The organism is Pseudomonas chlororaphis (genome assembly GCF_001921865.1).
Taxonomy (GTDB): Bacteria; Pseudomonadota; Gammaproteobacteria; order Pseudomonadales; family Pseudomonadaceae; genus Aquipseudomonas; species Aquipseudomonas chlororaphis_D.
The window spans coordinates 195989-216434 of sequence record NZ_MSCT01000004.1 but is presented as its reverse complement, the minus strand read 5'-3'; the positions used below and the strand labels follow the sequence as shown (position 1 = coordinate 216434).

The window sequence follows — 20446 nt, the reverse complement described above, 5'->3', positions numbered from 1 at the left end:
GCTGATGTTTCTCGGCAAAGAACACGTAGAACGCAGCAATGTGCGGGTCATCGGCGAAATCGACGCGGCGAACTTCGCCGAACGCATTGCTTCGGCAAATGACCGGATTTAGTCACTTAGTCACACATTTAGGCTAAACATCGGTCATCGTGCTGCCTATTGCAGAGAACTGGACAGTCACAAAGGCTTTGCGGCATAGTCGCCGGGTTCTGATAACAGCACACTCGAATAACTGCGCGACAACAAGGAACAGCAGATGGCGACCCTACTGGTGCTTCACGGCCCCAACCTCAACCTGCTCGGCACCCGCGAACCGGGCGTCTACGGCGCGACCACCCTGGCCCAGATCAACCAGGACCTGGAACGCCAGGCACGCGAGGCCGGCCACCATTTGCTCTACCTGCAAAGCAACGCCGAGTATGAATTGATCGACCGTATCCATGCCGCCCGCGATGAAGGCGTGGACTTCATTCTGATCAATCCAGCAGCTTTTACGCATACAAGTGTCGCATTACGTGACGCGCTGCTGGCGGTGAGCATCCCATTCATCGAAGTGCATTTGTCCAACGTGCACAAACGCGAACCTTTCCGCCATCACTCCTACTTCTCCGACGTTGCGGTGGGAGTGATCTGCGGCCTTGGCGCCAGCGGTTACCGACTGGCCCTGGAGGCCGCCTTAGAACAGCTTGAACGACAAGCGACAGCTTGAACGACAAGTAATAAACGCCCCTGACCGACCCTTGGGAGTTGATGATTCATGGATATCCGTAAAGTTAAGAAACTGATCGAACTGCTGGAAGAGTCCGGCATCGACGAGCTCGAGATCAAGGAAGGCGAAGAGTCCGTACGCATCAGCCGTCACAGCAAGACTCCAGCCCAGCAATACTACGCACCGGCCCCGATGGCTGCTCCGGCCGCCGCACCTGCCGCTGCCGCTCCAGCCGCCGCTGCCGCCCCCGCAGCTCCGGCTGCCCCAGCGCTGAACGGCACCGTTGCCCGTTCGCCGATGGTCGGCACCTTCTATCGCAAATCCTCGCCAACCTCGCCAGCCTTCGTTGAAGTCGGCCAGAGCGTGAAGAAAGGCGACACCCTGTGCATCGTCGAAGCCATGAAGATGATGAACCACATCGAAGCTGAAACCAGCGGTGTGATCGAATCCATCCTCGTCGAAGACGGCCAGCCGGTTGAGTACGACCAACCGCTGTTCACCATCGTTTGAACCGCGGAGAGCCAACGATGTCTGCGAAGTTGGAAAAAGTTCTGATCGCCAACCGCGGTGAAATCGCCCTGCGGATCCTGCGTGCCTGCAAAGAGATGGGCATCAAGACCGTCGCCGTTTACTCCAAGGCCGACAAGGAACTGATGCACCTGGGTCTGGCAGACGAATCCGTCTGCATCGGCCCGGCTTCCGCCGCGCACTCCTACCTGCACATTCCGGCGATCATCGCGGCCGCCGAAGTGACTGGCGCCACCGCCATCCACCCAGGCTACGGCTTCCTCGCGGAAAACGCCGACTTCGCCGAACAGGTCGAGAACTCCGGCTTCGCCTTCATCGGCCCGAAAGCCGAGACCATTCGCCTGATGGGCGACAAGGTATCGGCCAAGCACGCCATGATCGCTGCCGGCGTACCGACGGTTCCAGGTTCCGACGGCCCGCTGCCGGAAGACGAAGAAACCGCCCTGCGCATCGGCCGTGAAGTCGGCTACCCGGTGATCATCAAGGCCGCTGGCGGCGGCGGTGGTCGCGGCATGCGTGTGGTGCACAAGGAAGAAGACCTGATCGCCTCGGCCAAGCTGACCCGCTCCGAAGCAGGCGCGGCGTTCGGCAACCCGATGGTCTATCTGGAGAAGTTCCTGACCAACCCACGCCACGTGGAAGTCCAGGTACTGTCCGACGGCCAGGGCAATGCGATCCACCTGGGCGACCGCGACTGCTCCCTGCAGCGTCGCCACCAGAAGGTGCTTGAAGAAGCGCCGGCCCCGGGCATCGACGAAACCGCTCGCCAGGAAGTCTTCGCCCGCTGCGTCAAGGCGTGCATCGACATCGGCTACCGCGGTGCCGGCACCTTCGAGTTCCTGTACGAGAACGGTCGTTTCTACTTCATCGAGATGAACACTCGCGTGCAGGTAGAACACCCGGTATCGGAAATGGTCACGGGCATCGACATCGTCAAGGAGATGCTGAGCATCGCCGCTGGCAACAAGCTGTCGTTCTCCCAGAAGGACGTGGTCATTCGCGGCCATTCCCTGGAATGCCGGATCAACGCCGAAGACCCGAAAACCTTCATGCCAAGCCCAGGCACGGTCAAGCATTTCCATGCTCCGGGCGGCAATGGCGTGCGCGTCGACTCGCACCTGTACAGCGGTTACGCGGTTCCGCCGAACTACGACTCGTTGATCGGCAAGCTGATCACTTACGGGGCCACCCGTGAGGAAGCCATGGCGCGCATGCGCAATGCGCTGGACGAAATCGTGGTCGACGGGATCAAGACCAACATCCCGCTGCACCGCGACCTGACCCGCGACGAAGGCTTCTGCAAGGGTGGTGTGAACATTCACTACCTGGAACACAAGCTGGCCGGTCAGCACTGATCGCACCGCCTGTATCGACAAGGCCGCTTTCGAGCGGCCTTGTCGTTTCTGGCGAAAACCTTGTAGGAGCGAGCTTGCTCGCGATAGCGATTATCGGGTAATGCCGGTAATGGCCGCTGCGCGGATCGCGAGCAAGCTCGCTCCTGCAGAGAGGCGGTGTCGGCACGCGGAAATGGCGCCTTCCATGTCGTCTTCTGCCTCCTGCTCGCGTAAACTTGCGCGCTTCTCGCAGCCCGCTAGGCTGCACACTACATATTTCAAAGGTGCCCGCCATGCCTTGGCTGCAAGTCCGTCTCGCCATCAGCCCAGAACAGGCCGAAACCTACGAAGACGCTTTTCTCGAAGTAGGCGCCGTATCGGTGACCTTCATGGACGCCGAAGACCAGCCGATCTTCGAGCCGGAACTCAACACCACCCCGCTGTGGAATCACACCCATCTGCTGGCCCTGTTCGAAGACGGCACCGAGGCCGCCAGCGTGCTGGCCCACCTCGAACTGCTGACCGGCAGCCCGCTGCCCGAACACCACAGCGAAGTGATCGAAGACCAGGACTGGGAACGCAGCTGGATGGACAACTTCCAGCCGATGCGCTTCGGCCAGCGCCTGTGGATCGTCCCGAGCTGGCACGCCGCCCCCGAGCCGGACGCGGTCAACCTGCTGCTCGACCCGGGCCTGGCCTTCGGCACCGGCACCCACCCGACCACCGCGCTGTGCCTGCAATGGCTCGACGGCCAGGACCTGAAAGACTGCAACGTGCTGGATTTCGGCTGCGGCTCGGGGATCCTGGCGATCGCCGCCCTGCTGCTGGGCGCCAAGCAGGCGGTGGGGACCGACATCGATGTGCAGGCCCTGGAAGCCTCCCGCGACAACGCCGGGCGCAACAATATCGCCGACGCGCTGTTCCCGCTCTACTTGCCGCAAGACCTGCCGCAGGTCCAGGCCGATGTCGTGGTCGCCAACATCCTCGCCGGCCCGCTGGTGTCCCTGGCGCCGCAGCTGTCCAGCCTGGTCAAGAGCGGCGGGCGCCTGGCGCTATCGGGCATCCTCGCCGAACAGGGCGAAGAAGTCGCCGCCGCCTATGCCCAGGACTTCGACCTGGATCCGATCGCCAATCTCGATGGCTGGGTACGCATCACCGGCCGTCGGCGCTAGAATGGCCGCCTGCATAAACCGGATCGCCGCATGACCGACAGTTTCGTCACCCAGTGCCCGCATTGCCAGACCAGCTTTCGCGTGAGCCACGCCCAACTGAGCGTGGCCCGTGGCGTGGTGCGGTGCGGTTCGTGCCTGCAGGTTTTCAACGCCGCTCGGCAGTTGCTCGAGCAACGCGCCAGCAAGGATGCGCCTCCCGCTCCGGCCAGTGCCGAGCCACCAGAGGCCGCCGAGCCTCAGGTTCCAGCGCAGCGCGCCATCAACCAGAAACAGTGGAACGCCGCCGAGCTGGACCTGGACAACCTCGACCTCGACGAGGAACTGGCCAAGCTCGAGCAACGGGAAATCCAGCCGACCAAGGCCTTCGGCCAGGAGCGCGCACCGCGGGAAGACAGCCTCAGCGCGCGCCGCGACCAGCCGGACGCCGATGAAGAACACTGGCCCGACGGCCTGTTCAGCCAGGCGCCAGGCGCCAGCGACGAACTCGATGAAAAACCCGGGCAGCCAGCCGCCGACCGGTCCGGGCGCACCGAACCCTCACTGTCGTTCAGCCTGGACGACCTGGAAGACGAACCCAAGGTGCCGTCCCTGCAGCTGGACGACCTGGAACCCATGCCTCAGCACGCTCCGCTGCGCGTCGACGAGCCCGACGACATCGAGCCGCCGGTCGCACCGGCACCGCGCAACAAGCGTGGGCGCAGCGAACCCGAAGCACCGGAGGCCGCGCTGCTGGAGCTGGAAGACGACCCGATCCAGCTGGACTGGCAAAAGCGCCGTTCGCCCTGGGGCCGCCGCCTGCTCTGGAGCCTGCTGATCCTGCTGGCCGCCGCCGGTCTGGCGGGCCAGTACATTGCCTATCACTTCGAGGAACTGGCCCGCCAGGACCAGTACCGCCCCTGGTTCCAGCAACTGTGCCCACAGCTCGGTTGCACCGTGCCGTCGAAGGTCGATATCGACCGCATCAAAAGCAGCAACCTGGTGGTGCGCAGCCACCCGGACTTCAGCGGCGCACTGGTGGTGGACGCAATCATCTATAACCGCGCGCCGTTCTCCCAACCCTTCCCGCTGCTGGAGTTGCGCTTCGCCGACCTCAACGGCCAACTGATCGCCAGCCGTCGCTTCAAGCCCGGCGAATACGTGAAAGGCGAACTCGAAGGCGTGTCGGAGATGCCGCCGCAGACGCCGATCCATATCGCGCTGGACATCCTCGATCCGGGCCCCAAGGCCGTCAACTACAGCCTGAGCTTCCACTCGCCCGAGTGAAGCGCCCCGCCCGACCAGAGGCCATGCTGGATTGACGGCGGTTTTCTGACTGCTGCGCGGTGGACCAAACCGTTGGCAATAACAGAATAACTGTTCAGATTTTATCCAATTCAGCCTTTATCCGGTCATCGAGAGCGGGTATCATGCCAACCCTTTTTCGAACTCTCATGATCCGGCCCCACAACAGGGAAGTCCTATGTCGGCGGTACGCATCGGCCCATATACATTGCACAACGGCTTGATTCTCGCCCCCATGGCGGGCGTCACCGACCAGCCCTTTCGTCAGCTTTGCAAGCGGTTGGGTGCAGGCCTTGTAGTCTCGGAAATGGTCACCAGCGACATGAGTTTGTGGAACAGCCGCAAATCGCGCCTGCGCATGATCCACGAGGGCGATCCCGAGCCGCGCTCGGTGCAGATCGCCGGTGGCGACGCGCAGATGCTGGCGGATGCCGCCCGTGCCAACGTCGAGTTGGGCGCGCAGATTATTGATATCAACATGGGTTGTCCGGCGAAGAAGGTCTGCAACAAGGCCGCCGGTTCCGCGTTACTGAAAGATGAAGATCTGGTGAACGAGATCCTGCAGGCCGTGGTGGCCGCAGTCGATGTACCGGTCACCCTGAAGATCCGTACCGGCTGGGACCGGGAAAACAAGAATGGCCTGACGGTGGCGAAGATCGCCGAGCAGGCTGGCATCACGGCGCTGGCGGTCCATGGTCGGACCCGGGCCGATCTGTACACCGGCGAGGCCGAGTACGACACCATCGCCGCGATCAAGCAGGCGGTGTCGATACCGGTCTTCGCCAACGGCGATATCGACTCACCCGCAAAGGCCCGCTACGTCCTCGACGCAACCGGCGCCGACGGGCTGTTGATCGGCCGGGCCGCCCAGGGGCGGCCATGGATTTTTCGCGAGATCGAGCATTTCCTGCGTACCGGACAAACCCTGCCGGCACCGGAGCTGCTCGAAGTGGAACGTATTCTGCTTGAGCACCTGGCCGCGCTGCATGCCTTTTATGGGGATGTCATGGGCGTACGCATTGCTCGCAAGCATGTGGGCTGGTACCTCGCAACCCTGCCGGGCGCCAGGGAGTTTCGCGCCCACTTCAATCGTTTGGACGATACGGAAGCACAGTGCGCCAACGTTCGTGAGTTCTTTGCCGAGCGTTACAAGAGCCTGGTGACAGGGGACGGAGAGGGGGTGGCCGCGTGACGATGATGACCGAGACTTTAGTGAGTGGAACAGCACCCGTGAGCGACAACGTGAATTTGAAACAGCACCTCAATACACCGAGCGAAGAAGGCCAGACCCTTCGCGGGAGTGTCGAGAAGGCGCTGCACAATTATTTCGCCCACCTTGAGGGCGCGGCCGTCACGGACGTGTACAACCTGGTGCTCTCCGAAGTCGAGGCTCCGTTGCTCGAAAGCGTGATGAACTACGTCAAGGGCAACCAGACCAAAGCCAGCGAGCTGCTCGGTCTGAACCGCGGCACCCTGCGCAAGAAACTCAAGCAGTACGATTTGCTGTAAGCATTCAATCAAACCAGAAAGGCGCCCCAGGGTCTGTACGAAAACTCGCCGAACGGCGATCAGGCAAGGCAAAACAGGCGAGGAAGCGGAGTTTAGTCCACTAAATGAGCATTCCGAGCCTGTTTTTAACGCAGCATGATCGTCGCGCAGGCAGTTTGCGTACAGAACCTAAAACTGGTCGCTTTTTTTGCTGACATCCTTTGCTTTTGATGGAAATTGAGATGACCGACCAGACTACCCGCCTGCCGATCCGCCGCGCCTTGATCAGTGTTTCCGACAAGACCGGGATCCTCGAATTCGCCAAGGAGCTGGAAGCCCTGGGCGTGGAGATCCTCTCCACCGGCGGGACCTTCAAACTGCTGCAGGACAACGGCGTGGCCGCAGTGGAAGTCGCGGATTACACCGGTTTCGCGGAAATGATGGACGGCCGGGTGAAGACCCTGCACCCGAAAATCCACGGCGGTATCCTCGGTCGTCGCGGTATCGACGACGCCATCATGAACGAGCACGGCATCAAGCCGATCGACCTGGTAGCGGTCAACCTCTACCCCTTCGAAGCCACCATCTCCAAACCGGGCTGCGACCTGCCGACCGCCATCGAGAACATCGACATCGGCGGCCCGACCATGGTCCGCTCGGCGGCCAAGAACCATAAAGACGTGGCCATCGTGGTCAACGCCAGCGACTACGGCCAGGTGCTGGAAAACCTCAAGGCCGGCGGCCTGACCTACGCCCAGCGTTTCGACCTGATGCTCAAGGCCTTCGAGCACACCGCGGCCTACGACGGCATGATCGCCAACTATATGGGCACCGTGAACCAGGCGGCCGAGACCTTGACCACCGAAGGCCGCAGCGAATTCCCGCGCACCTTCAACAGCCAGTTCGTCAAGGCCCAGGAAATGCGCTACGGCGAGAACCCGCACCAGAGCGCGGCGTTCTACGTGGAAGCCAAGCCTGCTGAAGTCGGCATCGCCACCGCCACTCAGCTGCAAGGCAAGGAACTGTCGTACAACAACGTGGCCGACACCGACGCCGCGCTGGAATGTGTGAAGAGCTTCGTCAAGCCGGCCTGCGTCATCGTCAAGCACGCCAACCCGTGCGGCGTGGCCGTGAGCCCGGACGCCGAAGGCGGCATCCGCCAGGCCTACGAACTGGCCTACGCCACCGACACCGAGTCGGCCTTCGGCGGCATCATCGCCTTCAACCGTGAACTGGACGCCGAGACCGCCAAGGCCATCGTCGAGCGTCAGTTCGTCGAGGTGATCATCGCGCCGTCGGTCAGCGAAGAAGCCCGCGCCATCGTCGCCGCCAAGGCCAACGTACGCCTGCTGGCCTGCGGCCAATGGTCGGCGGACCGCGTTCCGGCCTGGGACTACAAGCGCGTCAACGGCGGCCTGCTGGTGCAGAGCCGCGACATCGGCATGATCGGCAGCGAAGACCTGAAGGTGGTGACTAAGCGCGCCCCGACCGAACAGGAAATCAACGACCTGATCTTCGCCTGGAAAGTCGCCAAGTACGTCAAGTCCAACGCCATCGTCTACGCCAAGAACCGCCAGACCATTGGTGTCGGCGCCGGCCAGATGAGCCGCGTGAACTCCGCGCGCATTGCCGCGATCAAGGCTGAACACGCCGGCCTGCAAGTGCAGGGCGCGGTCATGGCGTCCGATGCGTTCTTCCCGTTCCGCGACGGCATCGACAACGCGGCCAAGGTCGGTATCACCGCGGTGATCCAGCCTGGCGGCTCGATGCGCGACAACGAAGTGATCGCCGCCGCCGACGAAGCGGGCATCGCCATGGTCTTCACCGGCATGCGCCACTTCCGCCACTAACAAGACGACGGTCGCACTGACGCCGGCATCTGCTGCGTTGGAGCCGACCTCGATGATGCTCATTGCCAGAAGGCAACTCCGCTCATCGAGGTCGGCTCCGCCTTGCATCTACCGGCGTCATTGCAACCTCCTAGGGCGTGAAGCGCTTTAGGTTTCAAACAGAATTTGCGTCATCCGAGGTTTTTGAAATGAATGTGTTGATCATTGGCAGCGGTGGCCGCGAACACGCCCTGGCGTGGAAAGTGGCTCAGGACCCACGGGTCGAGAAAGTCTTCGTTGCCCCGGGCAACGCCGGTACCGCCATCGAGGCCAAGTGCGAGAACGTCGCCATCGACGTCCTGGCCCTCGAACAGCTGGCAGACTTTGCCGAGAAGAACGTTGCCCTGACCATCGTCGGCCCGGAAGTGCCGCTGGTGGCGGGCGTGGTCGACCTATTCCGCTCCCGTGGCCTGGACTGCTTTGGTCCGACCGCCGGCGCCGCGCAGTTGGAAGGCTCGAAAGCCTTCACCAAGGATTTCCTCGCGCGTCACAAGATCCCGACCGCCGACTACCAGAACTTCACCGAGATCGAGCCAGCCCTGGCCTACCTGCGGGAAAAAGGCGCGCCGATCGTGATCAAGGCCGACGGCCTGGCCGCTGGTAAAGGCGTGATCGTCGCCATGACCCTGGCCGAAGCCGAGGACGCCGTACGCGACATGCTGGCCGGCAATGCCTTCGGCGACGCCGGTTCGCGCGTGGTGATCGAAGAGTTCCTCGACGGCGAGGAAGCCAGCTTCATCGTCATGGTCGACGGCAAGAACGTGCTGCCGATGGCCACCAGCCAGGACCACAAACGCGTCGGCGACGGCGACAGCGGCCCGAATACCGGCGGCATGGGCGCCTACTCCCCGGCCCCGGTGGTCACCGCCGACGTGCACCAGCGCGTGATGGACCTGGTGATCTGGCCGACCGTGCGCGGCATGGCCGAGGAAGGCAACGTCTACACGGGCTTCCTCTACGCGGGCCTGATGATCGACAAGGCCGGCAATCCGAAAGTCATCGAATTCAACTGCCGCTTCGGCGACCCGGAAACCCAGCCGGTGATGCTGCGCCTGCAGTCGAGCCTGGTGCTGCTGGTGGAAGCCGCGCTGGCCCAGGCCCTGGACAAGGTCGAGGCACAGTGGGACCCACGCCCGAGCCTGGGCATCGTCCTGGCCGCCGGCGGCTACCCTGGCGACTATGCCAAAGGTGCCGTGATCGAAGGCCTGGACGCGGCCGCCAGCCTGGAAGGCAAAGTCTTCCACGCCGGCACCGCGCTCAAGGACGGCCAAGTGGTAACCTCCGGTGGCCGTGTGCTCTGCGCCACCGCCCTGGGCGACAGCGTGGGTGCCGCGCAGCAGCAGGCTTACCAACTGGCAGCTAAGATCGACTGGCAAGGCTGCTTCTACCGCAAAGATATCGGTTACCGGGCCATTGCCCGCGAACGTGGCGAAAATCAGGAGTAATCCTGTCTTCCCGTCAGGCAGGGGCCCCAGGCCCTTGCCGGACGGCTCCAGCGCCGCGCATAGTTACAATCTGGCATCAACCTACGAAGGGATTTCGCCGTGCGCTGGCTCAGGACTGCCATAGGTTTCACCGTCACTCTGCTGACCCTGCTCTGCCTCGTTCCGGCCTATGCCGCGCAGGGCAGTAACTGGGCCGTTTTGCTCGATGATCAAGCCGACCTGCAACTGAGCGATATCCGCTCCCCCCGCTACACCAACCAATTCAGCCCGACCGAACTGGAGCGCATCACCGCCGCCGAGCCCGGGGGCGCGTTATGGCTGCGTTTCAAACTGCAACCGGGCACGCACGAACAACTGCTGCGGATCTTCGCCCCCGACCTGTCACGTCTAGACATGTATGTGCTCGAAGGCGAAAACCTGGTCGAGCAACTGACCACCGGCACCCAGCAGGCCCAGGCCGAAAGGCCCCTGCCCAGCAGCGACTTCATGCTGCCGTTGCCACAAAGCCAGAAGACCCTGGATGTCTACCTGCGGCTGATTTCCGACCATCAACTGCGCCCTTACATCACCCTGCAAGCAGCGGTCATGACCGCGGCCAACCAGGGCCAGAGCGTGCTCTACGGTCTGCTGTTCGGCTGCATGGGCATGCTGATGCTGCACAACCTCGTGCGCTACGCCTACACCCGTTCGCGCAGCAGCCTGTGGCTGGCCGCCTGCGAAGCGCTGGTGATGCTCAGCCTGGCGCTGATGCTCAATCTGTTCGGCCCCTGGCTGCCGGACTGGCACGCGATCCAGACCCCCGGCGCCTACCTGGCGCTGTTGCTGACCACCCCGTGCGGGCTGATGTTCGTCTACCGCTTCTTTGCGCCGCTGGGCCCGCACCCGCTGAACAAGCTGCTGCTGGTCAACATCCTGATGGTCAGCCTGTGCGCCCTGTTGCTGCTGTTCGTCGACTCGCTGCCGCTGAACCTCATCACCTACGGCCTGGTGGCCCTGGTCGGCCTGAGCATGCTGTTCATCGCCAGCTATCACTGGCAGAAAGGCTACCGCCCGGCGCGCTTCTTCGTCGCCGGCATGGCCATCTTCAACATCGGCGCGCTGATCGTACTGCCGGCGCTGCTGGGGCTGACCATGGTCGCGCCCCAGGGGCTGATCGTTACCCTGCTGGTGACCATGTGCCTGAGCGGGCTGGCGATGAGCGTCTCCCTCGGCGAACGCCAGCGCAGCATCACCGAGGACCAGTTCAGCGTCAGCCGCGACCTCGCCGCGAGCAACGCCGAGGTCAATGCCAAGGCCGAGTTCCTAGCCAAGATCAGCCACGAGATCCGCACCCCGATGAACGGCGTGCTGGGCATGACCGAGCTGCTGCTGGGCACGCCGCTGTCGGTCAAGCAGCGCGACTACGTGCAGACCATCCACAGCGCCGGCAACGAACTGCTGACCCTGATCAACGAGATCCTCGACATCTCCAAGCTCGAGTCCGGGCAGATCGAGCTGGACGACGTGCAGTTCGACCTCAACGCGCTGATCGAAGACTGCCTGAGTATTTTCCGCGCCAAGGCTGAACAACAGAACGTCGAGCTGATCAGCTTTATCCAGCCGCAGGTCCCGCGGGTCATCAGCGGCGACCCGACACGCCTGCGCCAGGCCATGCTCAGCCTGTTGGAAAACGCCCTGAAGAAGACCGACGAAGGCGAGATCCTGGTGGTGGTCGCGCTGGACGAACGCACCAGCAAGCCGCGCCTGCGCATCGCCGTGCAGGACAGCGGCCAGCCGATGGAAGCCGAAGAGCGCGAAGCCCTGCTGCACTCGGAACTGCACAGCAAGAATTTCCTCGCCAGCACCCGCCTGGGCGGCAACCTGGGCTTGGTCATCGCCCGCCAGCTGATCCTGCTGATGCACGGCGAATTCGGGATCAAGACCAGCGCCAACCAGGGCAGCACCCTGTGGCTGACCCTGCCGCTGGACCCGGAACGCCTGGAGCATCCGACCTCCGACCTCGACGGCCCGCTGCAAGGCGCGCGGGTGCTGGTGGTAGACGACAACGACACCTGCCGCAAGGTCCTGGTGCAGCAATGCAGCGCCTGGGGCCTGAACGTCAGCGCCGTGCCTTCGGGCAAGGAAGCCCTGGCCCTGCTGCGCACCAAGGCGCACCTGCGCGACTACTTCGATATCGTGCTGCTCGACCAGAACATGCCCGGCATGACCGGCATGCAACTGGCGGCCAAGATCAAGGAAGACCCAAGCCTGAACCACGACATCCTGTTGATCATGCTCACCGGCATCAGCAACGCGCCGAGCAAGGTCATCGCGCGCAACGCCGGGGTCAAGCGCATCCTCGCCAAGCCGGTGGCAGGCTATACCCTCAAGACCACCCTGGCCGACGAGCTGACCCAGCGCAACAAGGGCCAACTGGTCACCCAGCAGCCCCCCCATGCTCTGGCCGGGGTGCCTGCGCCGGTCAAGGTGCCGAGCGACTTCCGCATCCTGGTGGCCGAGGACAACAGCATCTCGACCAAGGTGATCCGCGGCATGCTCGGCAAGCTCAACCTGCAACCCGATACCGCGAGCAACGGCGAGGAAGCCCTGCAAGCGATGAAAGCCCAGCGCTACGACCTGGTGCTGATGGATTGCGAAATGCCGATCCTCGACGGCTTCTCCGCCACCCAGCAACTGCGGGCCTGGGAGGTCGGCAACCAGCGCGTGCGCACGCCGGTGGTGGCACTGACCGCGCACATCCTCACCGAACACAAGGAACGCGCGCGCCAGGCCGGCATGGACGGGCACATGGCCAAGCCGGTGGAGCTGTCGCAACTGCGCGAACTGATCGAACATTGGGTGGCGCAGCGCGACCAGCAGAACCGCACCACGGCTCAGCCCTCCTGAGCCGACAGCGCGGCAAACGCCTGTTAAACTCCGCTCGCCCTCCTTCGCTGTGAGTTTGCGCCATGCTCCATGTGCTGTTCAGCGTTTACCTGAAGATGCTGGTGCTCTACAGCCCCTTCTTCGTCCTGTCCTGCTTCATCAGCCTGACCCGCGGTTACTCCAGCAAGGAACGCCGGCGCCTGGCCTGGAACGTGGCCCTGGCGACCCTGGTTTCCAGTGTGCTGCTGTACCTGTTCGGACGGGTGATCTTCAGCGTATTCGGCATCACCGTAGACGCCTTCCGCATTGGCGCCGGCAGCGTACTGTTCATCTCGGCGCTGGGCATGGCCCAAGGCAAGTCGGCGATCCAGACCGACAACGTGCAGCAAGACGTGACCATCGTCCCGCTGACCATCCCCCTCACCGTCGGCCCCGGCACCATCGGCGCCCTGCTGGTAATGGGCGTCGGCCAACCGCACTGGGACGACAAACTCACCGCCATCCTCAGCATCGCCCTCGCCAGCTTCACCGTCGGCGTGGTGCTGTACCTGTCCAACCGCATCGAACGCCTCCTCGGCGAACAAGGCCTGCAAATCGTCAGCCGGCTGATGGGTTTGTTTGTTTGCGCGCTGGCGGCGCAGATCATCTTTACCGGGGTGAAGGGGTATTTGGTGCCCTAAGCGGCCAGGGACACCTCCAGCAATACTCAAATGGATTGATAGGCAACGGAATGCAAACGCGTCAAAGATTTCCAGGCACAGGCTGCGCCCTGGCTTTCCGTCAGCTCCTTGCACAACTGAGCGACCCGATCGGTCCAAGAGCGAGCTGCTGGCTGACCCTACTGTTACTTGCAACCCAGCCTGTCATGGCGAGCGACCCGACGCAGGTCAAGCAGCAGAACAAGCTTGACTACCTTAGCGGCTACAGCGAGCGCTTTGGCGACTTCCAGGTGTTTCGCGGCAAGTCATCCATCAACACCCTGGAAGTCACCTACAAAGGCAGGCCTTATCACCCGTTGAACGCCTGGCAGATCACCGATGTCCGGCCTACAGGCGCGACTCAGGGCGGGCAACCCGTACTACTGGCGACCACCATCGAATGGATGGGCGTCGGCACAGTGGTAATCGCGGTGCAGAACGACACACCGCTGGCCCGTATCCTCAGCCCCGTCAAAAGCAAGGAGGAGCCCGACTGGGGCCAACCCCAGCCCGGACGCGCTGACCTGCTGCTATTTCCCGAAGGTGCGCGCGCCTTCGTGCCCTCGACGGGGCAGGTCCTGTGGTTCGACGAACGACTTCCCGGATGGGGAGGCTCGCACTACGCCATGCTGGTATCCGTTTCCCCGGACAATCGCAGCGCGGCGTTCCTGGACAGGGAGGGCTTGCGGCTCAGCTCGGCGGACCACGGCGTCTACGCCCAATTGCCGATCGCCAAGGAGCTGAATGTGAGCCAGCTCAGGCCACTGCTCAAGGAAGCCAGCGCCCGCGCCCAAAAAGCCGTGGACGAAGGCCGGCGCATTGATCAGACGCGTCTGCAACATGCCCTTCAGGTTGATTGGTTCGCCAAGCAGTTCAGTTGGCAGCAGGTACAAGGGACGTGGCAACTCAAAGGCCTGGACCTGACCTCCAGCCCTCTCAAGACCGAGCATTGAGTGATGCCGACCTCTCGATTGCAACGCCTCCTGCAACTCACCGCCGCCGTGCTGCTGAGCGGTTGCGCCAGCCATGGTAGCGAGCACCCCAGCGATGTTCGCACCGAAGACGCCAAAGCCTCCGATGTGGTGCTGGAGCTTGAGGTCACCTTTGCCCTGGCACCGGACTACAAGCCGGACACGTCTGGGCCCCATGCACATAGCCGATACGTGAAGATCGAGGGTTACCCGAACATCGAGATCCCGTTTTACCAAAAGGGTATCGGCTTCGAGCTGGGCGTGCTCGGTGACCCTCGGGCGCTGCTGGCATTACCCTACCCTTCGCCCAAGACCGACTCATCCACCAACTCGCTGCGGGTCATGGGCCAGCGCCTGGACAGCACCCGCTATCGCTTTGTGGTACTGCCGTTGTCGGGTTGGCGCAGCCTCAACAGCTTCGAGGTGGCCTTTGCCCGTGGCGGCAGACGAGAGGCCATGACCTTCAGCTACACCACCAAAGCCGTCTGCGATAACAGCTTTGCGGTGACCACGCCAACTTATGGTTTTGCCATGTCGGTGGCGGCGCGCTTCCCCGGCGGCGCCCAAGGCTGCCTCAAGCCCTGCGATGCACGGCCTGGCTACCCCGGGCATTGCGCCTACTATTCTGGCTTCCTGCTGGTACCGAGCCTATAGGGACCTAGTCACCTGACTACCGACAGCCGAAGAGCCGCAAGACTGATCGAAAAACATCGCCAGCAACCAGCCGCTCCTCCTAGAGCGGCCAGCGCTATCCAGTGCCTTAACCGTCAATACGCCACTGCAACGCATCCAGCGCATCGCAGCCGTCTTGCAGCAAGAGGTGAGCGGCGTTGACGAAATGGCTGAGGTCGCGGTCGCTCACACCTTTGAGGCTCAGGCAATTGAGGCTGTGCAGCAGATCGCGGGAAGCTTTGATGCGCTGTACTGCGCCGCCGTGCAGATCGATGGCAGGCGCGTTGCGGTCGAGGTGGAACACCGGGGTGGGGGTAAGATTGCTTTGTAGTGGGATGAAGTCGGTCATTAGGAAGCTCCATGGTTAGCATTTCTGTATCCATAGATTTGCTTTCCGACCGGCTAAGATCGGCCGCCGATGCGTCGGCGACCGACCCACTATGGCTGTGCAAAAAATCAGCGACAACCCTCAATGTGTTGCCATTGCCTTCCGCAAACCAGACTGACGCCACTGGACCTGTAGCCGCTGCCGAGCCTGCGAGGCTGCGCACGACCGCGCAGCGGGCGCAAAGGCGAACACCCCATTTTCCCCGACAGATCACGTCGCCAGGTTTGGCGAGGACTGCGTCCTCGTACGCAGCCTCGCAGGCTCGGCAGCGGCTACAAATGCGCCGACCGGTAGGTCGCGCCAGCACCAGCTTTTGATCTTGATCTACCTGCCCCTTCGGCAGGCCGAGTGGAGGTGTTCATCAGGGGGATGGCGCGCAGCGCCCCTCGACGCAGTCGAGGACATCGCCGGCGGCGATGCACCCTGAGGGACGCCGGAGGGAGGGAACCCGAGCGCAGCGAGGGCCGTACGCGGGGGCAAGACCTTTTGGTTACTTTTGGGGCGTTTGCCAAAAGTGACCCGCCGTAAGGGCGGAACCATAAGCCGCCGTGACCGCAGGAATGGATATGTACACCGTCCAAAAAATGTGGCGACAGGGCAGACGCCATCGCGGGCAAGCCTCGCTCCTACAAGGTTTGACCTAAGGCTTCTGGCCGTACCACCTCGGCGTGTACACCCACTCCCCACCTTCAGCCCTGGGGAACACGCAGGTAGTGGATGAACCAACCAACACCATGGTCCGCATATCCACCTGCTCCGGCGTCAACTCGCCAAGGGTGATGACCCGCAACGTCTGCCCCGGCCGCCCAATATCCCGCCCCAACACCACCGGCGTCTGCGCGGTGCGATGCTGACGCACAATCTCCAACGCCCGCCCCAACTGCCACGGACGCGATCGCGAAATCGGGTTGTAAAACGCCAACGCCAGATCCGCCTGGGACGCCAAGTCCAAACGCTTCTCGATAATGTCCCAAGGCTTGAGGTTGTCCGACAGCGACAATACACAGAAGTCATGCCCCAACGGCGCACCGGCCTGCGCCGCAGTAGCCAGCGACGCCGAAACCCCCGGAAGAATCTCCAGCTCGACCCGATGCCACGCCGGCTCGCTGGACTCATGCAAGGCTTCGAGCACCGCCGCGGCCATGGCAAACACCCCCGGGTCACCGGACGACACCACCACCACCGAACGCCCCTGGGCCGCCAACTCGAACGCATGCCGGGCACGCTGCATCTCTTCGCGGTTATCGGTGCAGTGCATCACCTGGTCGGCGCGAAACGGCCCGGCCATCCGCACATAGGTCTCGTAGCCAAGAATGTCATTGGCCCACGCCAACTCGGCTTTCACCGCCGGCACCATCAGCTCCGCGGCGCCAGGGCCCAGCCCGATCACCGCTAGGCGCCCACGCGGACGACCAATCTGTTGCGGGTCCAGCGGCTGGCTGGCCACGGCAATGGCGATGTCCTCGCCCACGCAAAGCGGCGGCAACAGTTGCGGCACGGCCTGTTGCGCCAGTTCGGCCACGCTGCTGGCCGCCGGGGCGAAACGCAGGGGTACGCCCAGCTCCGCGGCGGCTTCGCGCAAGGCCGGGCTGGCCATTTCAGTGTCGGCGGCCAGCAGGCAGGCGACGGATTGGGCGGCGATTTTCTTCTGATGCAAGGCATCGCGCAACGCGTCGGCGCCGGCGATTTTGCCGTTGCAGGCAATCAGCACGCTGCGCGGGTAGATCAAGAGTTCGTTGGCGGATGGCTCGCACTCCGCGGAGCCGACGCGAATGGTCAGCCGAGCCTGCCGGTCTTCCGGCAATTTGGCCTCGGCCAGCCACGGCGCGGCGCCTTCGATACGCACGCTTTCCCCGCCCAGCAGGTCGGAGACGAAGCGCTTGCCCAGCTCCAGGTCGCCCAGGGCGTAACCGCTGGGCGGGTTGAGCAGGCAGGTGCCGAAACGCAGCTCGCCGCTGGTGGTGATGGCCGCCGCCACACCCAGGCCGGCGGCGATTTCCCGGGCCATGACATTCACCCCGCCCAGGCCGCCGAGCAACGGCACTACGGCGCTGCCGTCTTCGGCCACCACCAGCACCGGCGGCTCCGCGCCTTTTTCCAGCAGCAACGGCGCCAGGGTGCGGATGACGATGCCCGCAGCGCACAGGGCGACGATCGGCGTGTCCTGTTGATACAGCTGGCGCAGGGTCGCGCCGAATTCCTGGTACGAACGGTCGGCGCCCTCGACCCGGCCGGCCAGGCCGTGGATCAGTGCGTCCGGGTACAGCTGCTGCAGCTTGCGCGCGGTCGCCAGACTGCCTTGGCCAAGGATGACGATGGCCGGTGCGGAACGGGCCATCAACCTTGCCACCTTTCGCCGGGGACGATGATCAGCGAGAAGTACGGCGAGGACATCGGGTCCACCTCATCCAGCGGCACGATCTTCTGGTTGGCCATGGTCGCGCGCTCGACGTACAGCGCGCGCTCGGCCAGGCCCAGCTCGGCGAGCACCTGGCGCACCTTGGGGAAGTTGCGCCCCAGCTTCATCACCACCGCCGCGTCGGCGTCGGCCAGACGGCGCTTGAGCTCGTCGTGGGGCAGCACGCCGGACAGCACCGACAGGCTCTGGTTGCGGTACACCAGCGGCGCGCCCAGCACCGAGGCGCCGCCGAGCATCGAGCACACCCCCGGCACCACTTCGGCCTCGTAGCTTTCGGCCAGGCGGTCGTGCAAGTACATGTAGGAACCGTAGAAGAACGGGTCGCCTTCGCAGATCACCGCCACATCGCGACCGGCGTCCAGGTGCTCGGCCAGTTGCTCGCTGGCGCTGTCGTAGAAGTCGCTGATCACCTGCTCGTAGGACAGCGGCGCCGGCAGCGCCTCGGTGGTCACCGGGTAGACCAGCGGCAACAGCGTCTGCGCGTCCTGCAAGTGCGCTTCGATGATGCCGAAGGCATTGCCCTTTTTACCTTTGGCGACGAAGTACGCCACCACCGGCGACTCGCGCAGCAGGCGCAGGGCTTTCACGGTAATCAGCTCCGGGTCACCGGGGCCCACGCCGAGGCCGATCAAACGTCCAGGTTGCTGCATCATTCGATCTCCGTGGCCAGGGCGTTGACGGCGGCGGCGGCCATGGCGCTGCCGCCCAGGCGGCCTTGCATGATCACAAAAGGCACGCCGCGGCTGTCGGCGGCGAGCATCGCCTTGGACTCGGCCGCGCCGACGAAGCCCACCGGGAAGCCAAGGATCAGCGCCGGTTTCGGCGCGCCGGCGTCGAGCATTTCCAGCAGATAGAACAGCGCGGTCGGCGCGTTGCCGATCACCACCACGCTGCCTTCCAGGTACGGCCGCCACAGTTCCAGGGCCACCGCCGAGCGAGTGTTGCCCAGCTCGCGGGCGAGCTGCGGCACGCTGTCGTCGCGCAGGGTGCAGATCACCTGATTGTTCGCCGGCAGGCGTGCGCGGGTGATGCCTTCGGACACCATGCGCGCGTCGCAGAGGATCGGCGCGCCGGCCGCCAGCGCGGCGCGCCCGGCAGAGCCTGCGCCTTCGGAGAACTGCAAGCCATCGATGGCATCGACCATGCCGCAGGCATGGATCACCCGCACCGCAAGCTTTTCCAGGTCGGCGGGAATGCGCTCGAGCCGAGCCTCTTCGCGAATGATGGCGAAGGAGTTGCGATAGATCTCCTGACCGTCGCGGATGTAATCAATCATCGGTGTTGCTCCGTGGGCGGGCATCGAGCAATGCGCCGGCCGCTTCTAGGGAAAGGTTGCGCGCGTGCAGCGAGCCGAAACCCGGCTGCGCGGCATCGCGAAAATACAGGTCGTAACGACCGGGGCCGACGGCCAGCAGCGTGGCCGGGGCCACATGGGCAGCGGCGCAGGAACGCGAACAGCCGGACAGGTGCACGTCCAGGTAGCGCGCATGGCGCTGGAGCAAAGCCGCCAGTTGCAGGGCGTCGCCCTTGGTGTCGGCCAGGGCCTTGCCGCAGCCGCTGGAACCGGTGCAGGCGATCAGGTGGGCCAGGGCCTGGTCCGACGCCCAGAGAAAGCCCAGCTGCTGCAGGTGCTGCGTGACACCCGGTGCATCTTCGGCCCGCAGGTTCGGCAGCAGCAGGCTCTGCCAGGGCGTGAACCGCAGGCTGCCATCACCCCATTGTTCGGCCAGCTCTGCCGCGCCGCGCAGCATGGACGGATCGAGCCGCCCCAGGGGTGCGACGGCTCCGATATAGACCCGGGCGTTTTCCCGCTGTGGATAAGTGCCGATATGCAGCGCCTCGGCAGGGGCCGCGCGCTGCCAATCCCCGACGCTGATCACAGGCCCCGCCAGCCGCGCAGACAAGCGCGCCAGCAGTTCCTGAGCCGGATGCTCCGCCAGCAGCTGGCGCATGCGCGTCTGTTCGGGGCGGGCCAGGTCAAGAAACAGCTCCAGCACCGCCACCACCAGGGCATGCCCGTCCGCCAGCGCCACGCTGGCGAGCGGCGGGTCCCCCGGGCAGCCGGCCAGGCCGAACGCCAGCCACGGCTCGCCCGCGTCCTCGAAGGCCGAGAGCCACAGGTCATGGGGATGCTGGAGCATGGCCAGGGCTTCGCCGCCGTCGAGCTGCACGGCGAATTTGGGCGACAACTCATGAAAGCGCGGATGGCTTTGCAGGGTGACGAGAATCCGCGCGGCCAGGGGACGGGTGTCGACGATCATCTGCCGGTCGATCCCGGCCGTGGGGCTGAGCATCAGGTTGCGCACATCGTCGCCGGCCGCGGTGGTCGGGCCCAGGCCCGCCGCCAGCAGATCGGCGATCAGCGCCTGATGCTCGCTGCCGATCCCGCGGATCTGCAGATTGGCGCGGTTGGTCGCCTCGATCACCCCGCCGGCATGATGCTGGGCCGCATCGGCCACCGCGCGGGCCTGGGCGGCGCTGATAGCGCCGCCGGCCAGCTTGATCCGGCAAATGCCACCGTCCAGCGCCGGGACGATACGCAGCAACCCCGGACAGGCCGAGGGGCGTATGGCAGCGGACATCGGGC

At 64.1% G+C, this 20446-nt stretch carries 18 protein-coding genes; 13 read left to right on the top strand and 5 right to left on the bottom strand.

Annotated elements, in window-relative coordinates; all coding sequences use genetic code 11:
- Positions 1 to 256: 256 nt before the first annotated feature.
- The 13 genes from aroQ (at position 257) to BTN82_RS02865 (ending at position 15034) form a co-directional block, all read left to right on the top strand.
- Entirely contained in the window at positions 257 to 709 is a 453-nt protein-coding gene (aroQ, locus tag BTN82_RS02925) for a type II 3-dehydroquinate dehydratase (protein WP_075117685.1), read from the top strand.
- A gap of 48 nt (positions 710 to 757) precedes the next feature.
- A complete protein-coding gene (accB, locus tag BTN82_RS02920; protein WP_009046774.1) occupies positions 758 to 1219 on the top strand; it encodes an acetyl-CoA carboxylase biotin carboxyl carrier protein in 462 nt (153 codons plus the stop codon).
- 17 nt (positions 1220 to 1236) lie between these two features.
- Positions 1237 to 2592, top strand: coding sequence for an acetyl-CoA carboxylase biotin carboxylase subunit (gene accC, locus BTN82_RS02915; protein WP_075117684.1), 1356 nt, complete (start codon positions 1237 to 1239; stop codon positions 2590 to 2592).
- A gap of 272 nt (positions 2593 to 2864) precedes the next feature.
- The gene (gene prmA / locus BTN82_RS02910; protein ID WP_075117683.1) at positions 2865 to 3743 is read left to right on the top strand and encodes a 50S ribosomal protein L11 methyltransferase; all 879 of its coding nucleotides are present in this window, start codon (positions 2865 to 2867) and stop codon (positions 3741 to 3743) included.
- 30 nt (positions 3744 to 3773) lie between these two features.
- Positions 3774 to 5006 (top strand): DUF3426 domain-containing protein, encoded by a 1233-nt coding sequence (locus tag BTN82_RS02905; protein ID WP_075117682.1) that lies wholly within the window; start codon positions 3774 to 3776, stop codon positions 5004 to 5006.
- 196 nt (positions 5007 to 5202) lie between these two features.
- Entirely contained in the window at positions 5203 to 6216 is a 1014-nt protein-coding gene (gene dusB / locus BTN82_RS02900) for a tRNA dihydrouridine synthase DusB (protein WP_075117681.1), read from the top strand.
- A gap of 2 nt (positions 6217 to 6218) precedes the next feature.
- Positions 6219 to 6533, top strand: a complete 315-nt coding sequence (fis, locus tag BTN82_RS02895) for a DNA-binding transcriptional regulator Fis (protein WP_186828349.1) — start codon at positions 6219 to 6221, stop codon at positions 6531 to 6533.
- Between the two features lie 221 nt (positions 6534 to 6754).
- Positions 6755 to 8362 (top strand): bifunctional phosphoribosylaminoimidazolecarboxamide formyltransferase/IMP cyclohydrolase, encoded by a 1608-nt coding sequence (gene purH / locus BTN82_RS02890; protein WP_075117680.1) that lies wholly within the window; start codon positions 6755 to 6757, stop codon positions 8360 to 8362.
- 188 nt (positions 8363 to 8550) lie between these two features.
- A complete protein-coding gene (gene purD / locus BTN82_RS02885; protein WP_075117679.1) occupies positions 8551 to 9846 on the top strand; it encodes a phosphoribosylamine--glycine ligase in 1296 nt (431 codons plus the stop codon).
- Between the two features lie 99 nt (positions 9847 to 9945).
- Positions 9946 to 12732, top strand: a complete 2787-nt coding sequence (locus BTN82_RS02880; protein WP_075117678.1) for a hybrid sensor histidine kinase/response regulator — start codon at positions 9946 to 9948, stop codon at positions 12730 to 12732.
- 62 nt (positions 12733 to 12794) lie between these two features.
- The gene (locus tag BTN82_RS02875; RefSeq protein ID WP_075117677.1) at positions 12795 to 13391 is read left to right on the top strand and encodes a MarC family protein; all 597 of its coding nucleotides are present in this window, start codon (positions 12795 to 12797) and stop codon (positions 13389 to 13391) included.
- Positions 13392 to 13576: 185 nt separating this feature from the next.
- Positions 13577 to 14362 carry a hypothetical protein gene (locus BTN82_RS02870; RefSeq protein ID WP_261792927.1) on the top strand — a complete coding sequence of 262 codons (786 nt, stop codon included), beginning with the start codon at positions 13577 to 13579 and terminating at the stop codon, positions 14360 to 14362.
- Between the two features lie 3 nt (positions 14363 to 14365).
- Complete coding sequence (locus tag BTN82_RS02865) at positions 14366 to 15034, top strand: hypothetical protein (RefSeq protein ID WP_075117675.1); 669 nt, start codon at positions 14366 to 14368, stop codon at positions 15032 to 15034.
- 106 nt (positions 15035 to 15140) lie between these two features.
- Here the strand turns inward: BTN82_RS02865 and BTN82_RS02860 are convergent, their stop codons facing one another.
- From BTN82_RS02860 to cobG, 5 genes are all read right to left on the bottom strand, one after another.
- On the bottom strand, positions 15141 to 15401 hold the full coding sequence (locus BTN82_RS02860) for a hypothetical protein (RefSeq protein WP_075117674.1): 261 nt from the start codon (positions 15399 to 15401) through the stop codon (positions 15141 to 15143).
- Positions 15402 to 16080: 679 nt separating this feature from the next.
- Positions 16081 to 17778, bottom strand: coding sequence for a precorrin-3B C(17)-methyltransferase (gene cobJ, locus BTN82_RS02855; RefSeq protein ID WP_075117673.1), 1698 nt, complete (start codon positions 17776 to 17778; stop codon positions 16081 to 16083).
- A complete protein-coding gene (locus BTN82_RS02850; RefSeq protein WP_075117672.1) occupies positions 17778 to 18509 on the bottom strand; it encodes a precorrin-2 C(20)-methyltransferase in 732 nt (243 codons plus the stop codon). The genes cobJ and BTN82_RS02850 overlap by 1 nt, the downstream gene beginning before the upstream one ends.
- Positions 18509 to 19135, bottom strand: coding sequence for a precorrin-8X methylmutase (locus BTN82_RS02845; RefSeq protein ID WP_075117671.1), 627 nt, complete (start codon positions 19133 to 19135; stop codon positions 18509 to 18511). Before BTN82_RS02845 ends, BTN82_RS02850 begins: the two co-directional genes overlap by 1 nt.
- Positions 19128 to 20441 (bottom strand): precorrin-3B synthase, encoded by a 1314-nt coding sequence (cobG, locus tag BTN82_RS02840; protein ID WP_075117670.1) that lies wholly within the window; start codon positions 20439 to 20441, stop codon positions 19128 to 19130. Before cobG ends, BTN82_RS02845 begins: the two co-directional genes overlap by 8 nt.
- Positions 20442 to 20446: the final 5 nt, after the last annotated feature.

Excerpts from the sequence above, each read along its gene's own strand:
- aroQ (WP_075117685.1), top strand. The coding sequence starts at position 257 with ATGGCGACCCTACTGGTGCTTCACGGCCCCAACCTCAACCTGCTCGGC.
- accB (WP_009046774.1), top strand. The coding sequence starts at position 758 with ATGGATATCCGTAAAGTTAAGAAACTGATCGAACTGCTGGAAGAGTCC.
- accC (WP_075117684.1), top strand. The coding sequence starts at position 1,237 with ATGTCTGCGAAGTTGGAAAAAGTTCTGATCGCCAACCGCGGTGAAATC.
- prmA (WP_075117683.1), top strand. The coding sequence starts at position 2,865 with ATGCCTTGGCTGCAAGTCCGTCTCGCCATCAGCCCAGAACAGGCCGAA.
- BTN82_RS02905 (WP_075117682.1), top strand. The coding sequence starts at position 3,774 with ATGACCGACAGTTTCGTCACCCAGTGCCCGCATTGCCAGACCAGCTTT.
- dusB (WP_075117681.1), top strand. The coding sequence starts at position 5,203 with ATGTCGGCGGTACGCATCGGCCCATATACATTGCACAACGGCTTGATT.
- fis (WP_186828349.1), top strand. The coding sequence starts at position 6,219 with ATGATGACCGAGACTTTAGTGAGTGGAACAGCACCCGTGAGCGACAAC.
- purH (WP_075117680.1), top strand. The coding sequence starts at position 6,755 with ATGACCGACCAGACTACCCGCCTGCCGATCCGCCGCGCCTTGATCAGT.
- purD (WP_075117679.1), top strand. The coding sequence starts at position 8,551 with ATGAATGTGTTGATCATTGGCAGCGGTGGCCGCGAACACGCCCTGGCG.
- BTN82_RS02875 (WP_075117677.1), top strand. The coding sequence starts at position 12,795 with ATGCTCCATGTGCTGTTCAGCGTTTACCTGAAGATGCTGGTGCTCTAC.
- BTN82_RS02870 (WP_261792927.1), top strand. The coding sequence starts at position 13,577 with ATGGCGAGCGACCCGACGCAGGTCAAGCAGCAGAACAAGCTTGACTAC.
- BTN82_RS02865 (WP_075117675.1), top strand. The coding sequence starts at position 14,366 with ATGCCGACCTCTCGATTGCAACGCCTCCTGCAACTCACCGCCGCCGTG.
- BTN82_RS02860 (WP_075117674.1), bottom strand. The coding sequence starts at position 15,401 with ATGACCGACTTCATCCCACTACAAAGCAATCTTACCCCCACCCCGGTG.
- cobJ (WP_075117673.1), bottom strand. The coding sequence starts at position 17,778 with ATGGCCCGTTCCGCACCGGCCATCGTCATCCTTGGCCAAGGCAGTCTG.
- BTN82_RS02850 (WP_075117672.1), bottom strand. The coding sequence starts at position 18,509 with ATGCAGCAACCTGGACGTTTGATCGGCCTCGGCGTGGGCCCCGGTGAC.
- BTN82_RS02845 (WP_075117671.1), bottom strand. The coding sequence starts at position 19,135 with ATGATTGATTACATCCGCGACGGTCAGGAGATCTATCGCAACTCCTTC.
- cobG (WP_075117670.1), bottom strand. The coding sequence starts at position 20,441 with ATGTCCGCTGCCATACGCCCCTCGGCCTGTCCGGGGTTGCTGCGTATC.